The sequence below is a fragment of the Jannaschia seosinensis genome, assembly GCF_001408515.1.
GTDB lineage: Bacteria > Pseudomonadota > Alphaproteobacteria > Rhodobacterales > Rhodobacteraceae > Jannaschia > Jannaschia seosinensis.
In genome coordinates, this window is record NZ_CYPR01000161.1 from 20,866 (window position 1) to 38,398 (window position 17,533).

Annotated in this window: 19 protein-coding genes; 12 read left to right on the forward strand and 7 right to left on the reverse strand. The window is 66.3% G+C overall.

The genetic code is table 11. The features are described 5' to 3' along the window. Positions 1-26 precede the first annotated feature (26 nt). Both JSE7799_RS12240 and preA read left to right on the forward strand, forming a co-directional pair. Positions 27-818, forward strand: coding sequence for an Fpg/Nei family DNA glycosylase (locus JSE7799_RS12240; RefSeq protein WP_055663868.1), 792 nt, complete (start codon positions 27-29; stop codon positions 816-818). 22 nt (positions 819-840) lie between these two features. Next, positions 841-2,142 (forward strand): NAD-dependent dihydropyrimidine dehydrogenase subunit PreA, encoded by a 1,302-nt coding sequence (gene preA / locus JSE7799_RS12245; protein ID WP_055663869.1) that lies wholly within the window; start codon positions 841-843, stop codon positions 2,140-2,142. Between the two features lie 36 nt (positions 2,143-2,178). On the opposite strand, the gene JSE7799_RS12250 is transcribed toward preA, so the two are convergent. Next, positions 2,179-2,820 carry a TetR family transcriptional regulator C-terminal domain-containing protein gene (locus tag JSE7799_RS12250; RefSeq protein WP_055663870.1) on the reverse strand — a complete coding sequence of 214 codons (642 nt, stop codon included), beginning with the start codon at positions 2,818-2,820 and terminating at the stop codon, positions 2,179-2,181. Between the two features lie 158 nt (positions 2,821-2,978). Between JSE7799_RS12250 and JSE7799_RS12255 the strand changes: the two genes are divergently transcribed. The 9 genes from JSE7799_RS12255 (at position 2,979) to JSE7799_RS12295 (ending at position 10,684) form a co-directional block, all read left to right on the forward strand. After that, positions 2,979-4,232: a Zn-dependent hydrolase gene (locus JSE7799_RS12255; protein ID WP_055663871.1), complete on the forward strand. Its 1,254-nt coding sequence runs from the start codon at positions 2,979-2,981 to the stop codon at positions 4,230-4,232. Then, positions 4,229-4,483 (forward strand): hypothetical protein, encoded by a 255-nt coding sequence (locus JSE7799_RS12260; protein ID WP_055663872.1) that lies wholly within the window; start codon positions 4,229-4,231, stop codon positions 4,481-4,483. The genes JSE7799_RS12255 and JSE7799_RS12260 overlap by 4 nt, the downstream gene beginning before the upstream one ends. Before the next feature lie 13 nt (positions 4,484-4,496). Beyond that, entirely contained in the window at positions 4,497-5,957 is a 1,461-nt protein-coding gene (hydA, locus tag JSE7799_RS12265; protein WP_055663873.1) for a dihydropyrimidinase, read from the forward strand. 489 nt (positions 5,958-6,446) lie between these two features. Beyond that, complete coding sequence (locus tag JSE7799_RS12270; RefSeq protein WP_055663874.1) at positions 6,447-7,220, forward strand: ABC transporter ATP-binding protein; 774 nt, start codon at positions 6,447-6,449, stop codon at positions 7,218-7,220. Further along, positions 7,217-7,396: a hypothetical protein gene (locus JSE7799_RS12275; protein WP_055663875.1), complete on the forward strand. Its 180-nt coding sequence runs from the start codon at positions 7,217-7,219 to the stop codon at positions 7,394-7,396. The genes JSE7799_RS12270 and JSE7799_RS12275 overlap by 4 nt, the downstream gene beginning before the upstream one ends. Continuing rightward, positions 7,393-8,391, forward strand: coding sequence for an ABC transporter permease (locus JSE7799_RS12280; RefSeq protein ID WP_083480536.1), 999 nt, complete (start codon positions 7,393-7,395; stop codon positions 8,389-8,391). Before JSE7799_RS12275 ends, JSE7799_RS12280 begins: the two co-directional genes overlap by 4 nt. Next, complete coding sequence (locus JSE7799_RS12285; protein WP_055663876.1) at positions 8,388-9,221, forward strand: ABC transporter permease; 834 nt, start codon at positions 8,388-8,390, stop codon at positions 9,219-9,221. Before JSE7799_RS12280 ends, JSE7799_RS12285 begins: the two co-directional genes overlap by 4 nt. 28 nt (positions 9,222-9,249) lie before the next feature. After that, positions 9,250-10,233: an ABC transporter substrate-binding protein gene (locus tag JSE7799_RS12290; RefSeq protein WP_055663877.1), complete on the forward strand. Its 984-nt coding sequence runs from the start codon at positions 9,250-9,252 to the stop codon at positions 10,231-10,233. Between the two features lie 244 nt (positions 10,234-10,477). Next, entirely contained in the window at positions 10,478-10,684 is a 207-nt protein-coding gene (locus tag JSE7799_RS12295) for a cold-shock protein (RefSeq protein WP_055663878.1), read from the forward strand. 92 nt (positions 10,685-10,776) lie between these two features. Here JSE7799_RS12295 and JSE7799_RS12300 read toward each other — a convergent pair whose 3' ends face one another. Further along, the gene (locus JSE7799_RS12300; protein ID WP_055663879.1) at positions 10,777-11,649 is read right to left on the reverse strand and encodes an NAD(P)-dependent oxidoreductase; all 873 of its coding nucleotides are present in this window, start codon (positions 11,647-11,649) and stop codon (positions 10,777-10,779) included. A 72-nt stretch (positions 11,650-11,721) separates the two neighbouring features. Between JSE7799_RS12300 and JSE7799_RS12305 the strand changes: the two genes are divergently transcribed. Then, on the forward strand, positions 11,722-14,175 hold the full coding sequence (locus tag JSE7799_RS12305) for a penicillin acylase family protein (RefSeq protein ID WP_055663880.1): 2,454 nt from the start codon (positions 11,722-11,724) through the stop codon (positions 14,173-14,175). 38 nt (positions 14,176-14,213) lie between these two features. Here the strand turns inward: JSE7799_RS12305 and JSE7799_RS12310 are convergent, their stop codons facing one another. The 5 genes from JSE7799_RS12310 to JSE7799_RS12325 all read right to left on the reverse strand — a co-directional run. After that, complete coding sequence (locus JSE7799_RS12310; RefSeq protein WP_055663881.1) at positions 14,214-14,768, reverse strand: RSP_2648 family PIN domain-containing protein; 555 nt, start codon at positions 14,766-14,768, stop codon at positions 14,214-14,216. Next, positions 14,765-15,958: an RSP_2647 family RNA methyltransferase gene (locus tag JSE7799_RS12315; RefSeq protein ID WP_144431681.1), complete on the reverse strand. Its 1,194-nt coding sequence runs from the start codon at positions 15,956-15,958 to the stop codon at positions 14,765-14,767. The genes JSE7799_RS12310 and JSE7799_RS12315 overlap by 4 nt, the downstream gene beginning before the upstream one ends. Positions 15,959-16,031: 73 nt before the next feature. After that, on the reverse strand, positions 16,032-16,178 hold the full coding sequence (locus JSE7799_RS21075) for an RSP_7527 family protein (RefSeq protein WP_186201927.1): 147 nt from the start codon (positions 16,176-16,178) through the stop codon (positions 16,032-16,034). 103 nt (positions 16,179-16,281) lie between these two features. Then, entirely contained in the window at positions 16,282-16,491 is a 210-nt protein-coding gene (locus tag JSE7799_RS21770; RefSeq protein ID WP_245624877.1) for a hypothetical protein, read from the reverse strand. A 603-nt stretch (positions 16,492-17,094) separates the two neighbouring features. Further along, positions 17,095-17,533: FliM/FliN family flagellar motor C-terminal domain-containing protein (locus tag JSE7799_RS12325; protein ID WP_144431682.1), on the reverse strand; the 439-nt coding region annotated here is incomplete at its 5' end.

Below are 17,533 nucleotides of genomic sequence, written 5' to 3' on the forward strand. Positions count from 1 at the left end.
CGCGGCGCGGCATCTGAGGGGGTCCGATGCCGGAATTGCCCGAAGTCGAAGCGTACCGCCGCCGGATCGAACAGGGCGCGTGTCATCGTACCATCGCCGCCGTGGAACGCGGCGACGACACCAGCCATGTCGATCTGCCGGGGCCAAAGGACCGCGCCCGGCTCGACGGGCACCAGTTCACCAAGGCGCGGCGGCATGGAAAGCTCCTGTTCGCGGGCTCCGCCTCCGGGCCTTGGGTGGCGCTCCATATGGGTATGGCCGGATCGGTCCGTGTCTACGATGCGGACGACGGAACCCCGGATTACGCGCGCCTGATCGTGACTTTCGAGGGGGACAGACGCATGGCCTTCCGCGACCCGCGCAAGTTCGGCTGGGTCAAGGTGATCGACGATCCCGACGCGGAAATCGCATCCCACGAACTTGGCCCCGACGTCCTGGAGGTCGATGCGGAGACGTTCGCCGACCGTCTCGGATCGGGGCACGGCGCGGTGAAGTCGGCGCTGACCGATCAGGCGCGCCTTGCGGGCATGGGCAACCTCTGGGCCGACGAGACGCTCTATCAGGTTGGCATCCATCCTGCCGCGAAGGTGTGCGATTTGAGCGCGGATGACATTCGCGCCCTTTACCGGACGGCCCGCCGCATCCTGTCGGCCGTATGCGACGCCGACGCCGATTACGCCGCCCTGCCCGTTGCATGGCTCATCCATCATCGCGAGGCGGGCGCGGCCTGCACCCGCTGCGACGGCACAATCACGTCCCGGAAGATCGGCGGCCGCACGTCGTTCTTCTGCCCTGAACATCAACCGAAGCCGAGCTGATCCCTAGCCGAGGAGACATCCCATGGCCGACCTCACGACCAACTTCGTAGGCATCAAGTCCCCGAACCCGTTCTGGCTCGCCTCCGCGCCGCCGACGGACAAGGAATACAACGTCCGCCGCGCCTTCGACGCGGGCTGGGGAGGCGTCGTGTGGAAGACGCTGGGCGCCGAGGGCCCGCCCGTCGTCAACGTGAACGGCCCGCGCTACGGCGCGATCTACGGTGCGGACCGGCGGCTCCTCGGCCTCAACAACATCGAATTGATCACCGACCGCCCGCTGGAGGTGAACCTGCGCGAGATGAAGGTGGTGAAGCGCGACTATCCCGATCGCGCGTTGATCGCCTCGATCATGGTTCCCTGCGAGGAGGAGGCCTGGCGCGCCATCCTGCCCCGCGTGGAGGATACCGGCGCCGATGGGATCGAGCTGAACTTCGGCTGCCCGCACGGCATGTCGGAGCGCGGCATGGGCTCCGCCGTCGGTCAGGTGCCGGAATACATCGAAATGGTCGCCCGGTGGTGCAAGCAATATACCCGCATGCCCGTCATCGTGAAGCTGACCCCCAACATCACCGACATCCGTAAGCCCGCACAGGCCGCGCGCCGCGGCGGGGCGGATGCGGTGTCGCTCATCAACACGATCAACTCGATCACCAATGTCGATCTCGACCTCTTCGCGCCCGAGCCCACCATCGACGGCAAGGGCAGCCATGGCGGCTATTGCGGCCCGGCTGTCAAGCCGATCGCCCTGTCAATGGTGTCCGAGATCGCCCGCGATCCCGAGACGCGCGGCCTGCCGATCAGCGGTATCGGCGGCGTCACCACCTGGCGCGACGCGGCGGAGTTCATGGCCCTTGGCGCGGGATCGGTACAGGTCTGCACGGCGGCGATGACCTACGGCTTCGGGATCATCAAGGAGATGACCGCCGGCCTGTCGCGCTATCTGGACGAGAAGGGCATGACCATGGACGACCTCGTCGGCCGGGCCGTGCCGAACGTCACTGACTGGAAGCACCTCAACCTCAACTACGTCACCAAGGCGCGGATCGATCAGGATCTCTGCATCTCCTGCGGACGCTGCTTCGCCGCCTGCGAGGACACCTCGCATCAGGCCATCGGCATGTCGGAGGACCGGACCTTCACGGTGATCGACGAGGAATGCGTGGCCTGCAATCTCTGCGTCGATGTCTGCCCGGTCGAGGGCTGCATCGACATGGTGGAGCTTGAACCCGGCACGACCGACCCCCGCACGGGCAAGGTCGTGGAGGCGAAGCCCGCAGACTGGACGACACATCCGAACAACCCGGCGGCGGTCGCGGCGGAATGATCGGGCGGGGGCGCGCATCGACGCGTCCCCTTCATCTCAGGGACGATCCTGGGGCGCCGGGGGCGCGTCCGGCTTCAGCACCCGCCGGAAATGCCGCTCCAGTTCCGCCTCCGCCTCGGCCCACGGATCGCGGGCGCGGCCGAGAACGGCGCGGACCTGAACCTCGAAATCGGCATAATGCTGCGTCAGGGCCCAGATCGAGAAGATCAGGTGATGCGGATCCGATCTCGCCAGACATCCGGCATCCATCCAGCGCGCGATCACCGACGCCCGTGCATCGACCAATTCCCGCAGATCGACCGACAGCATCTCTCCCATCTCCGGCGCACCGCGCAGGATTTCGCCCGCGAAGAGCCGGCTCTCCCGGGGGAAGTCGCGCGCGAGGAGCAGCTTTCGGCGGATATAGGCCAGCATTTCCGTGAGCGGATCGCCCGAAGGATCGAGCGCGCGCAACGGGTCGAGCCACATGTCCAGCAGCCCGCCCAGAAGCGCCACGTAAATCGCCTCCTTCGTCGGAAAGTAATAAAGCAGGTTCGGCTTCGAGAGCCCCGCGGCGCGCGCGATGCCGTCGACCGTGGCGCCACGAAACCCTTCGGCGGCGAACACGTCCAGCCCGGCCTCGAGGATGCGCGCGCGCCGCTCCACCTGGATGCGGGTCGCGCTCTCGCCGTTCGTCATGCACGTTCCTCGGGCAATCCCCGTGCCGCGTGACGCGCATTCGGGCATCTTCCGTTCCGCGTCATTATGGCTCGAGCGACAGTTGACTGACTTCCGGCCCGTGATAGCGTCACTTTGACCAGACGGTCAAATCCAGAGAACCGGTCGAGGGGACAGACATGGCAGCCGCAGGACAGAATCTTCGCATCGACGGCGACCGCCTTTGGGACAGCCTTATGGAGATGGCGAAGATCGGCCCCGGCGTGGCGGGCGGCAACAATCGCCAGACCTTGACCGATGCCGATGCCGAAGGCCGCGCGCTGTTTCAATCCTGGTGCGAGGCGGCGGGCTGCACGATGGGCGTCGACAAGCTGGGCACCATGTTCGCCACGCGACCGGGAACCGAGGACCTGCCGGCGGTCTATGTCGGCTCTCACCTCGACACCCAGCCGACCGGCGGCAAGTATGACGGCGTCCTCGGCGTGCTGGGGGGGCTGGAACTGGTCCGGACGCTCAACGACCTCAACATCAAGACGAAGCACCCGATCGTCGTGACGAACTGGACGAACGAGGAGGGCACCCGTTTCGCCCCGGCGATGCTGGCCTCGGGCGTGTTCGCCGGCATGCACGATCAGGACTGGGCCGAGGACAAGACGGATGCCGAGGGAAAGCGCTTCGGCGACGAACTCGACCGCATCGGCTGGCGCGGAGAAGAGGAGGTCGGCGCACGCCGCGACGACATTCGCGCCTTCTTTGAGCTGCATATCGAACAGGGCCCGATCCTCGAGGCGGAGGAGAAACAGATCGGTGTCGTCACCCACGGCCAAGGGCTCTGGTGGCTTGAGGTCACGCTCACCGGAAAGGACGCCCATACGGGCTCCACCCCCATGCACATGCGGGTGAATGCCGGTCTCGGCATGGCGCGGATCACCGAACTCGCCCACCAGATCGCCATGGACCATCAGCCGAACGCCGTCGGCGCGGTGGGTCAGGCCAATGTCTATCCCAACTCCCGCAACGTGATCCCCGGCAAGGCCGTCTTCACCATCGATTTCCGGTCGCCCGACCAGGGCAAGCTCGACGCGATGAAGGCGCGACTGGAGGCGGAGGCGCCGAAAATCGCCGCGGATCTGGGCCTCGGCATCGAAATCGAATCGGCGGGACATTTCGATCCCGTGACCTTCGATGCGGATTGCGTCGCCGCCGTGCGCGATGCGGCGGAGCGGCTGGGCTACAGCCACATGGACATCGTCTCCGGCGCCGGCCACGATGCCTGCTGGATCAACCGCATCGCACCGACCGCGATGATCATGTGCCCCTGCGTCGACGGCCTGTCGCATAACGAGGCCGAGGAAATCACCAAGGACTGGGCGCGCGCGGCGACGGATGTGCTTCTCCATGCGGTGGTCGAAACGGCGGAGGTCGCGTCGTGATCGGCGCCCGTATCACCGCCGTCGCGGCCGCTCTCCTGCTCACCGCCTGCCTCCCCACCTCCGATGCGCCCGTTCCCGACCCGCAGGCCTATGCCCGGATCGATGCGCCCGTGCCGTTCGCCGTTCGCCGTCTGCTGCCGCAGGGCATTACCGAAGCGGACGTGCGCGTGGCCGATAATTGCTACGCCTATGCCTATGACGGCCAGATCTGGCCCGTGCTGATCCCGCGCGGCACGCAATACTGTCTCTGAAGGAGCCCGCCTAATGTCCAAGGTCATCAAGAACGGCACGATCGTCACCGCCGACCGCCAGTGGAAGGCCGACGTCCTGATCGAGGGCGAGACGATCGCCGAGATCGGCGAGAACCTGGAGGGCGACGAGGTGATCGACGCCACCGACGCCTACGTCATTCCTGGCGGCATCGACCCGCATACGCATCTGGAAATGCCGTTCATGGGCACGACCGCCGCCGAAACCTTCGAGAGCGGCACCTTCGCCGCCGCCGCGGGCGGGACCACGATGCTGGTCGATTTCTGCCTGCCGGGCGAGGACGGGCTGCTCGCGGCGATCGACGACTGGGATCGGAAGTCTCGCGACCAGATCTGCACCGACATCTCCTATCACATGGCGATCACCGGCTGGTCGGAGAAGATCTTCGACGAGATGGAGACCGTCGTGAAGGAGCGGGGGATCAACACCTTCAAGCACTTCATGGCCTACAAGGGCGCGCTGATGGTCGAGGATGACGAGATGTTCGCCTCCTTCCGCCGCTGCGCCGAACTGGGCGCCCTGCCCCTCGTCCATGCCGAAAACGGCGATGTCGTGGCCGCGCTTCAGGAGAAATACATCGCCGAGGGGATCACCGGCCCCGAGGGTCACGCCTATTCCCGCCCGCCCGAAGTCGAGGGCGAGGCCGCGAATCGCGCCATCATGATCGCCGACGCGGCCGGCACCCCGCTCTACATCGTCCACGTCTCCTGCGAGCAGGCGCACGAAGCCATCCGCCGCGCGCGCCAGAAGGGGATGCGCGTCTACGGCGAGCCGTTGATCCAGCATCTGACGCTCGACGAATCCGAGTATTTCGACAAGGATTGGCAATATGCCGCCCGCCGGGTGATGAGCCCGCCCTTCCGCTCCAAGACGCACCAGGACGGTCTCTGGGCCGGCCTCGCCTCCGGCTCGCTGCAGGTCGTCGCTACCGACCACGCCGCCTTCTCCGACGAGCAGAAGCGCATGGGCGTCGGCGACTTCACCCGCATACCGAACGGCACCGGCGGTCTGGAGGAGCGGATGGCTATGCTCTGGACCAAGGGCGTCGAGACCGGGCGGCTCACGCCCGAGGAATTCGTTGCGGTGACGTCCACGAACATCGCCAAGATCCTCAACATCTATCCCATGAAGGGCGGCATCAACGTGGGCGGCCATGCCGATGTCGTGGTCTGGGACCCGTCGATCCACCGCACCGTCTCGGTCACCAACCAGAAGAGCATAATCGATTACAACGTCTTCGAAGGCATGGAGCTGAAAGCCGCCCCCCGCTACACCCTGTCGCGCGGCGAGATCATCTGGGCCCACGGCCAGAACTCGCAGCCCCGGCCCGGGCGGGGCAAATTCGTCAAACGACCCGCCTTCGCAAGCGCCCATCAGGCCCTGTCGAAGTGGAAGGCGCTGAATACGCCAAGGAAGATTGAGCGGGATCCGATGAACATCCCGGCGGGGGTTTGATCGTGGAAAAGAGAGGTCGTGACCTCCCTTCGTGGCAAATGAAAGGAATGCATCGCGTCAATAAAATAAGTCCGCTTAGGTAGATTCTGGGGATTTTCTTAGCTTGTTTGTTGGTCTTTATGTATGCGTGCAGCGGTCGATCATTTTTCTGACGCATCCTTATATTTAATGAGCGACATCATGCTAATCGCACATCAGAACGCAGATCGGCTCGCGATCAATAAACCCAGCGAAGAGTTACTGTCGTGACTGGTTTGAATGATAATGATTTTTCCAAGCGAGACGATTTATCTATGAATTACACATGATTATCTCGCGGACCCAGAATGCGCCGAGGGCGCGGCAATGATGTTCGCTTTCACCGGGAGGATCTATCAACGATGGTTTTATGGAGCATCGCATCAGAAATGAAACGTGGGATGGTGTTCCTTATGCAAAACCTTACCTCCAAATGAGCTTTTTGAAGGCGTCCAAGTCTGCGAGGATGATATGACCACCATCTCCGCCCAATCCCTCGACCTCACCTTCCACACCGGCGACGGGCCGGTCCAGGCGCTGTCCGACATCACGCTCGACGTTGCCGAGGGCGAGTTCGTCTCCTTCATCGGCCCCTCGGGCTGCGGCAAGACGACGTTCCTGCGCTGTGTCGCGGCGCTCGAGACACCGACCGGCGGCACGCTCACCGTCAAGGGCATGACGCCGGACGAGGCCCGCAAAGCGCGCGCTTACGGCTACGTGTTCCAAGCCGCAGGCCTCTATCCGTGGCGCACGATCGGTAAGAACATCACGCTACCGCTCGAAATCATGGGCTATTCCAAATCCGAGCGGCAGGAGCGGATGCGGCGCGTCCTGAAACTGGTGGAGCTGGAAAAGTTCGCCAACAAATATCCTTGGCAGCTGTCGGGCGGGATGCAGCAGCGTGCCTCCATCGCCCGCGCCCTTTCCTTCGACGCCGAGATCCTCCTGATGGACGAGCCCTTCGGCGCATTGGACGAGATCGTGCGCGACCGCCTGAACGAGGAACTGCTCGCTTTGTGGAAGCGCACGAACAAGACGACGCTCTTCGTGACCCATTCGATCCCGGAGGCGGTCTACCTGTCGACGAAAATCGTCGTCATGTCTCCACGCCCCGGCCGCATTGCCGACGTGATCGACAGCCCCCTGCCCCGCGACCGGCCGCTCGACATTCGCGACACGCCTGAATTCCTCGCCGTCGCGCACCGCGTCCGCGAGGGGCTGCGCGAAGGGATGGAGGCCGCGTGACCCCCCGCACCGCCCAGACCGTCGCCGACGTAATCGCAATTGCCGTGGCGGTCTTCTTCATCGTCTCGCCCTCTTTCGAGGGGATGCCGGGGCGTCAGGTGATGAACGCCGTCGCGATCTTCGTGATCGGCCTGTCTCTCTGGCGCCTCTGGCGACGACACAGGAGCGGCACATGACCGACATGCCCCTCTCCGCCCCCGGCGCGGCAATCGGCAGGTCGGGCCGCGTCGCGCTGGCGATCCGGGGCCTGCGCCACCAGGGCGGACCGATCCTTGCCGTCGTCGCGGTCCTGCTCGCGCTGTGGTACCTCGCTTGCATCCCGATGAACGCGCAGCAATCGGTTCTGCTGGCCGAACGGGCGGGCGCGGTCGTCACCCCCGCCACCGCGGCGGAGCGGCGCGACATGGGCGGCCTCGCCCTCACGTTCGCCAATCCGGGCCCGGCCACATCCTCCGCCTTCGCGCAGGACCGACCCCGCCTGCCCGCGCCGCACCAAGTCGCGGTCGAGCTCTGGAACACGACGATCGGCCAGAGCATCACGTCGAAGCGCAGCCTCGTCTGGCACGCAGGCGTGACCCTCGCGCCGACCCTTCTGGGCTTTCTGATCGGGTCGGTGCTCGGGACGCTTCTGGCCATCGGCATCGTGCATAGCCGGGTCATGGACCTGTCGGTGATGCCGTGGGCCATCGCCTCGCAGACCATCCCGATCCTCGCCATCGCGCCGATGATCATCGTGGTGCTCAACTCCATCGGCATCCAAGGCCTGCTGCCCAAGGCGATCATTTCGGCCTATCTGTCGTTCTTTCCCGTCACGGTCGGCATGGTGAAGGGGCTGCGCGCGCCCGCGCCTTCCGATCTCGACCTGATGCGCACGTGGAACGCGTCAGGGCTGCGCACGCTGGTCTCGCTCCGCCTGCCCGCGTCACTGCCCTACCTGTTCGCATCGCTCAAGGTAGCCGTGGCCGCCTCGCTGGTCGGCGCCATCGTCGGAGAACTTCCGACCGGCGCCACCGCCGGCCTCGGCGCGCGCCTCCTCGCCGGCAGCTATTACGGCCAGACGGTGCAGATCTGGTCGGCCCTGTTCGGTGCGGCCATCGTCGCGGCGGGGCTGGTCGCCGTGATCGCACTCACGCAACGGGCGGTCCTTTCGCGGATGGGACTTACACGATGAGCGGCGTGCTGATCCTCGGAACCTGGGCCGCGCTCTGGGGCCTGAACGTGGCGCTTGCGGGGTGGTCCGCCGCGCGCTGGGCCTCGCCCATTCTTTTCGGCGTGACCTTGCTGATCCTGTGGGAACTGGTGGTGCGCCTCTTCGCCGTGCCCACCGTCATTCTCCCGGCGCCGAGCCAGATCTCGGCCGCCATCGCCGCCAACGGTCCGACGCTCTGGGGCGACTTCGTGCAGACCGTCCTGAAGGGAGCGTTGACCGGCTGGCTCATCGGCTGTGCCGCCGGAATCGGCGCGGCGCTTCTGGTGGCGCGGTCGGATTTCCTGCGCCGCGGGCTCTTGCCAGTGGGCAACTTCGTCGCCGCCCTGCCGATCGTGGGCACCGCGCCGATCCTCGTGATGTGGTTCGGCTTCGGCTGGGAGTCGAAGGCGGCGGTCGTCGTGCTCATGGTGTTCTTTCCTGTCCTCGTGAACGCGGTCGCGGGCCTTGCCGACACGGATGCGATGCAGCGCGACCTGATGCGGACCTATGGCGCCACAACGGGGCAGGAACTGCGCTATCTGCGGGCGCGCGCGGCCCTGCCCTTCGTGTTCAACGGTCTCAAGATCGCGACGACGCTTGCCCTGATCGGCGCCATTGTCGCCGAATTCTTCGGCAGCCCGACCATCGGAATGGGTTTCCGCATCTCGACCGAGGTCGGGCGCCTGAACCTGCCGGTCGTATGGGCCTCCATCGTCGTGGCCGCTGTGGCGGGTTCTTTCTCCTACGGGCTCATCGCCCTGTTGGAGAAACGCCTGACCTTCTGGCATCCTTCACAGAGAGGTCGGGGGTGAACACCCGTGCCCGCAACAGGAGAGAGACATGAAAACACTGATCGGAGCCTTGGGCCTTGCCGCCCTCGCCACACCGGCCCTCGCGCAGGACGACGCGGTGACGTTGCAGCTGCAATGGGTCACGCAGGCCCAATTCGCCGGCTACTACGTCGCGCAGGAAAAGGGATATTACGAGGAAGAAGGCCTCGACGTCACAATCCTGCCCGGCGGCCCGGACATCGCCCCCCCGCAGGTGCTGGCCGGTGGCGGCGCCGACGCGATGCTGAACTGGATGCCCTCCGCCCTTTCGGCGCGCGAAAAGGGCCTCCCCGTGGTCAACATTGCCCAGCCGTTCAACTCCTCCGGCCTGATGCTGACCTGCTGGAAGGATACCGGCATCGAGGGGCCGCAGGATTTCCGCGGCAAGACCATCGGCGTCTGGTTCTTCGGCAACGAATACCCGTTCCTGTCCTGGATGAGCCAGGAGGGCATCCCCACCGATGGCGGCGAAGAGGGCGTGACCGTCCTCAAACAGGGTTTCAACGTCGACCCCCTCCTGCAGCGGCAGGCGGATTGCATCTCGACGATGACCTACAACGAGTACGGCCAGGTCCTCGATGCCGGCGTGTCCGAGGATGAGCTGACGACCTTCCGCTACGAGGATCAGGGCGTCGCCACGCTGGAGGACGGGATCTGGGTTCTGGAAGAAAACCTCGAGGATCCCGACTTCCGCGACAAGATGGTCCGCTTCGTCCGCGCCTCGATGAAGGGCTGGAAATACGCCGAGGAGAACCCGCAGGAGGCCGCCGAGATCGTTCTGGAGAACGACGAGACCGGCGCCCAGACCGAGGCGCACCAAGTTCGCATGATGACCGAGATCGCCAAGCTGACTGCGGGGTCCGACGGCGCTCTGGACGAGGCCGATTACCAGCGTACGGTCGATACGCTCCTCGCCGGCGGGTCCGACCCGGTGATTTCCGCGGCGCCGGAAGGGGCGTGGACGTCGGTGATCACGGATGAAGCGCTGCAGTAACGCCCATTCCGCGAGACCGAGGAGGCGGCCCACCGGGCGCCTCCTCACGCATGTGTGATCGGCAATGTTCCGCGCATTCAACATTGCACATCAAGCACCGCTTGCGGCGGTCGCAGCGGGGCCCTATCTGCTCCGTGCGACGTTATCTCTATCGGCTACACTGCTCCTTCCAGGCCCAGTCTTTCGATCAGCACTGACGAGCCGACCTGCCGCATCCGCGGGCAGGACTAAAAGGAGTAAGACAATGGCCACAGGCACCGTCAAATGGTTCAACGCCACCAAAGGTTTCGGCTTCATCGCCCCCGATAGCGGCGGCAAGGACGTGTTCGTCCACATTTCCGCTGTTGAGCGTGCGGGTCTTTCCGACCTCGCCGACAACCAGAAAGTCACCTTCGACACCGAATCGGGCCGCGACGGCCGCGAGAGCGCGACGAACCTGCAGCTGGCCTAAGCCGCAGGTTGCCCGGCGCCACGGCGCAGGGCAGGGATTTTGGAAGGGCGGTCCGCATGGGCCGCCCTTTTTCGTTTTGGGTGGAGCGCGGCTCAGCCGAAGGCCGCCAGCCGCGCGATCAGGCTCGACGTGTCCCAGCGACCGCCGCCCATGATCTGCACGTCCTTGTAGAACTGGTCGATCAGGGCCGTCCCCGGAAGCGGCACGCCCATATTCTCCGCCTCCGCCAGGCAGATCGCCAGATCCTTGCGCATCCAGTTGACCGCGAAGCCGTGGTCGAACTCACCCGCCAGCATCGTCTTGTGACGGTTGACCATCTGCCAGGACCCGGCCGCGCCGCCTTGGATCACGTCAACCACGGCCGCCCCGTCGAGCCCGGCCTTCTGCGCGAAGGCCAATCCTTCGGACAGGCCCTGCAAAAGCCCGGCGATGCAGATCTGGTTGACCATCTTCGTCAGTTGCCCGGCCCCGACATCGCCCATCCGGCGCGACAGCTTGGCATAGGCCGCCATGACCGGCTCGGCGCGCGCGTAATCCGCCTCCGCGCCACCGCACATGATGACGAGTTGGCCATTCTCCGCCCCCGCCTGTCCGCCCGAAACGGGCGCATCGACATAGCCGATACCCCGCGCGGCGGCGGCCTCGGCGAGTTCCCGCGTCACCTCGGCGCTCACCGTCGTGTGATCGACGAACAGCGTCCCGTCGCCCATGCCGGCAAAGGCACCGTCCTCGCCCAGACAGACCGCGCGCAGATCCGCATCGTTGCCGACACAGGCCAGCACGATTTCCGCCCCTTCGGACGCCGCACGGGGCGTGTCGCCCGACGTGCCGCCATGGGCCGCGACCCAATCCGAGGCCTTCGATGCGGTGCGGTTGTAAACCGTCACCGCGTGCCCATCATCCGCCAGATGCCCGGCCATCGGCCCGCCCATCACACCCAGTCCGAGAAACGCGACGCGCGCCATGGCAACCCCCTTTGCAACTTCTGTTCCGCACGACTAGAGCGTCGGGACGCAGAGGGGTCAACCGGGGGCAAGATGGAGCGGCTGTTCCGCTGGACATTCCGCGTGGTGGCGGGCGTGCTTTTGCTGCTCGGCATCGCGCTGGCGACGGTGCTGTGGCTCGCCTCCCGCTCGCTCCCAGAATATGACGCGACCGAAACCGTCGCGGGCCTCGATGCGCCCGTCGAGATCGTCCGCAACACCCACAACGTCCCCCACATCTTCGGCGAGAGCGATGCGGACGTGTTCTTCGGACTGGGCTATGCCCATGCGCAGGACCGGCTGTGGCAGATGACGCTGCTGCGGCGCACCGCGCAGGGTCGCCTGTCGGAGTTGTTCGGCCGCCGCACGCTTCGCACCGACGAGTTGATGCGCCGGCTGCGCATCTACCGCAACGCCACCGCCTCGCTCGACGCACAGGACGCGGCGACGATGGAGATGCTGCGCGCCTACTCCGCCGGAGTGAATGCACGGATCGAGGTCATCAACCGCGAGGCGTCGGGCCGGGGCGCGCCCGAATTCTTCCTGTTCTCGCGTGAGATCGCGCCCTGGCAACCCGCCGACAGCCTCGCCCTGATGAAGCTGATCGCGCTGCAATTCTCCGGACATCTGCGGGAGGAGGTGCGTCGCGCCCGCGCCGCGCTGGTGCTGGAGCCGGAGCGCCTGCGCGACCTGCACCCTGACATGCCCGGCGACGGCACCGTGATCCTGTCGAAGCTGCTGGGCGACGCGCCTTCCCTGCGCCACGCCCGGGCCGAGGACACCTTTCTCTGGCCCTCCGCGCCGTCGGGCCTGTCGGGTGCGTCCAATGCCTTCGCGGTCGCGCCCGACCGGGCGGCGGCCGGGGGGGCGCTTCTGGCCAACGACCCGCATGTGGAGTTGAGCGCCCCGGCCCTGTGGTATCTCGCGCGCCTGGAGCTTGAGACCGGTGGCGTGATCGGCGCGACGATCCCGGGCGTTCCGGTCATCGTGGTCGGACGATCCGCGCGGCTCGGCTGGGGCCTGACGTCCAGCTATCTCGACGACATGGACATCATGATTGAGGAGCTGAACCCTGACGATCCTACCAAATATCGCACGCCCGACGGGTGGGCCGAGTTCGAGAACGAGCGCAGCATCATCCGCATAAAGGACGAGGCGCCCGTCACGCTCACGCTGCGGCGCACCGGAAACGGCCCTGTCCTGACGGGAGGGCAGTTCAACCTCGGTCAGGTCACGCCGCGCGGCCACGTCGCTGCATTGGCCTGGACGGGATCCTCGCCCGAAGACACGTCGATGCGCACAGGGATGGAATTGATGCGCGCGCAGACGCTCGACGAGGGGCTTGCGGCGGCCGAACATTTCATCGCGCCGTCGCAGAACCTGACTCTGACCGACGGCGAAGAGATCGCGATGCAGCTCATGGGCCGGCAGCCCGACCGCGACCCGATGCATCAATCCGAAGGCCGCATCCCCGCGCCGGGCTGGATCGCGGAAAACCGCTGGAAGGGCTTGAAGCCGTTCGCGGACAACCCGCTCTGGCGCGCGCCCGACAGCGGCCTCTTGGGCAACACCAACAACAAGATCACCGACGCCCCCTTCCCCGACCACATCACGCACTACTGGGGCGACAGCCAGCGCGTGCAGCGGATGGAGCGGCTGATGAACGAGCGTAAGGTCCATACCCGCGCCAGCCTGATCGAGGCACAGCTCGACACCGTGTCGAATACCGCGCGCACGCTTCTGCCGCTTGTGGGGCGCGATCTGTGGTTCACCGGCGAATCGGCCTCCCCCGGCACAGCGGAGCGTCGGCGACAGGATGCGCTGGAGCTTCTGGCGGCGTGGAACGGCGAGATGTCCGAGCACCTGCCCGAGCCGTTGATCTATGCCGCTTGGATGCGCGCATTGAATCAGCGGCTGATCCAGGACGACCTGGGCCCCTTGGCCGAGGAGGAATATCCCCGGATGGAGCCGCTCTTCATCGAGCGGGTCTACCGCAACATCGACGGTGCGGGCGCATGGTGCGACATCATCCACTCCTCCGCCGTCGAAAGCTGCTCCGACATCGCGCGGCTCGCGCTCGACGATGCGCTGCAATATCTCGAGGACACGTTCGGCGCAGGCGTGACGACGTGGCGTTGGGGCGATGCGCACGAGGCGATGCAGGACCATTCCGTCCTCGGCAACCAGCCCGGCCTGTCCTTCCTCGTCAACATCCGCCAGAGCACGTCGGGCGGGGATCACACGCTCAACCGCGGCCGGACGGATGGGCTGGGCCCGAACCCCTTCGCGAACCTCCATGCGGCCAGCTATCGCGGCGTCTACGATTTTTCCGATCCGGAGAGCAGCGTCTTCATCATCTCGACCGGACAATCCGGCCATCCGCTGTCACGCCATTACGACGATCTGGGCGAATTGTGGCGGCGGGGAGAGTACATTCCCATGACGCTCGATCCGGCTCTGGCACGAGCCGGAGCGGTCGGCGTGACGGTCCTGCTTCCGGAAGACTGAGCCTGCCTTTGAAAAATAACCTTCTGGATCAGGTGTTTCTAAGAATTACCCATGGGTAATTCCAACGCCTTCCCCAGTCGCGGCAGGCGCGCCCGCTTCATCAACGCACGCAGCGGCAGCGTCTCCCCGGACAGCCGCTCCGCCGTGGCGTGGACGTCATGCACCACGCCCGCCACCGCGTCGGGCGCCTCGAGCCACAGGTCCATCAGGAAGGCATCCGGATTCTCAAGCGCCATCCCCTCCGCCGTCACGTCGCGGCGCGGAAAATCCCGCAGGTTCAGCGTCACCAGGATGTCCGCGCCGGCATCCGAAGCGGCGGCCAGAACGTGTATGTCATTCCGGTCCGGCAGCCAGAGCCGAGCTTCCGTCGCGGCGCCGGGCCGCACCTCCGACTGCGGGAAGCGGGCGCGAAGGGCGGCAATCTCTCCGCGGGCAATCACCTCGCCATCGGGCAGCTTGCGCGTGGCGCGGGCCCATTCCTCCAGCACCCGCGGCGACCAGAGCGGCCTGTAAAGCCCCGCCGCCGCCACACCGGTCAGGATTTCGCGCAGGACCGTCGGGTAGAGCACACAAGCATCGAGAAACGCCTTCACGCCAGAAGCCGGAAGGTCAGCGCCTTGAGATAGCCGCTTTCGCCCAGATGCGGATGCACCGGATGGTCCGGGCCGGCAAACCCCGTATGGATCAGTTGCGGCACCCTTCCCGCGCGCCCGATGCCGCGCAGACAGGCCATGCGGAACTTTGCCAGATCGGCGGCATGCGAGCAGGAGCACAACGTCAGATAACCACCCGGCGCGACCAGCGGCGCGGCGGTACGGGCGACCTTCTCGTACGCCCGCAGGCCTGCGGTCAGCGCGGGCTTGGCAGGTGCGAAAGCGGGCGGATCGGCGACCACCACGTCAAAAGTCGCGCCCTCGTCCGCGAGCGCGGCCATCACGTCGAATGCGTCGCCGCGGCGTGTGGCGAACCGCTCCGCAACACCCGACGCCGCCGCGCCGCGCTCCGCCAGATCCAGAGCGGGGGCAGAGCCATCGACGGCCAAGGCCGAAGCCGCGCCACCGGCCAACGCGGCCAATCCGAACCCGCCGACATGCGCGAAGACATCGAGCACATGCGCCCCGCGCGCAAGGCCCGCAACGAAGGCATGATTCGGCCGCTGGTCGTAGAAGAGCCCGGTCTTCTGCCCGCCCGTCAGGTCGGCAAGATAGGTTGCGCCGTTCATCGGCACCGGAACCGGCGCCGCCACGCCGCCGCGCAGCCAGCGCGTCTCCGCGTCGAGTCCCTCACCCGCGCGCGCACGGCCGGTGGCGTTGAGCAGCAGATGCGCGATCCCGAGCGCCGCGAAGCCGTCGGCAAAGTCCTCGATCCGTTCTTCGGCCCAAGCGGCGTTGGGCTGAATGACCGCAGCGTCGCCGAAGCGGTCGACGATCACGCCGGGCAAGCCGTCCGCCTCCGCATGAACCAACCGGTAGAACGGCGCGTCGTAAAGCCGGTCGCGGAGCTCGGCCGCGCGGGAAAGGCGCGTGGCGATCCATTCCGCACCAATCTGCGCCTCCGGGTCGCGGTCGAGCATCCGGCCGACGATGCGCGCCTCCATATTGACGGCGACGGCGCCTAATGGCGCGCGCTCCGCATCCTCCAGCGTGGCAATCGTACCGGGCGCGATTGCGCGGGTGCGGCGGTCGGCCACGACGTCGTCGGCGTGGATCCAGGGGTAACCGTGGCGGATGCTGCGGGCGTCGGCCTTTGGCTTCAGGCGAAGGATGGGTCGTTCGATGATCATGACCCGCTCTAATCCGCGCGCCAGACATGCGAAAGGCCCCGCGAGGGGGCCTTTTCGGTCGCCGCTCAGCGCGTCAGGCGCGGGCGGGCAGGACTGGAAGATGCAGGCGGGCAGCGAGATCGGCGAAGGCCTTGCGCAGATAAGCGGCACGGAGCGCGCGGGCCTCGGCCTCGATGGCGGAAAGGTCGAGATAGGAATCGGTCAGGCGGGCATTGGTCATGGATGCGTCTTTCATTCGGCTTCTACGCTTCCGGAGCTATGCCGCGCCGCAGCGAATAACCAATGCCGATCCCGGAAGCCCGCCATGCGCGCCGCGCAAGCCCTCAGGACGGCTCGGAAATCCCGTCGGCGACCGCGCGCGCATCCTGCAGCATGCAGCCATGCTCGGACGCGACGACGAACATGGGGAAGCAGTGATGCCGCCATTCCCGCGCCCTCACGAGGTCCGGCACCCGCGTCGCATCGGTCTTGCCCGCTTCCGCGCAAGCACGCCCGACGCGCCCCATCGCGGCGGCGACGTCCGGAATGTGCATGTCGTCACGGCCGTATGCGACGGTAATATCCGTGGGTCCGGTAAACGGCCATCGATGCCGGGCATCGCGGCAATGGCTTCGCAAGCCTCCACACCCCCCGGCTCCTCGATCTGGGCGATGACGATTGTTTCGGCCTGCGAACGGGCGAGCAGGTCGGGCATGCGTGATGCAGTATAGCGGGTCGAGCCGGCATAACCGCGTCCGCCAATGCCAAACTGAGCGGCCCGCGCAGTTGCTTGGGCCTTCTCGACAATGTCGCCATGCGGAACGCCGATCCCGGTGGCACCCGCATCCAGCACATCCAGAATGCGCGCGGCCGATCCGGACGAGAACCGGAAAGTTGCGAGCGTATGCCACGGCCAAGGCGGCATCCGCTTCGGAGCAGTCGAACGGCGCGCGTTCCGCGTCGATGCAGACGAAATCGAGGCCGGCGAGGATCAGGATCTCCATCGTAACGTGGTTCGGGGTCTTCACGATTGCCCCGGCGAGGCGGCCACCGGCGCGCTTCCGTGCATGCAGGCTGGTGGTCTCGGCATTGGCCATGCACGCCCCCTCAGGCGGGTTGGCGGCGACAAGAGGGGATTAGGTCGCGCAGCGCAAGCGTCAGGGGAGATCCGGAAGATCGGGAAGATCGGGAAGATCGGGAAGATCCGGCAATTTGGGCAGGTCCGGCAACTCGGGCAGGTCAGGTACGGCCTCGTCCGCCGCAAGGGCCCGCGGGGAGTTGTGGTCGGAGGCCGGGGCGGCGGATTGCGGTCCCGAATTGGCAAGCGCGGCGGCACCGAATTCGTCGTCTTCGGTCACCTTCGCTGGATCGTCACGCTCTCCCGGGAGGCGGGAAATCTTGACGGCACGGCGGCCATTCAACTGCCCCAGACGGGCGCCGAGAGAGGCGCCGCGCGGCAGCCGTTTGCGCCCCGCCATCGTCACGCCCGACGACCCGCCGACAAGCTCGACCTGCGACAGCGCCCCAGGCTCCAGCGGCAGCAGATCGCCCGGCTTCATCTTCATCAGCTGCGACAACGGCAGGCGCAGCGGCGGC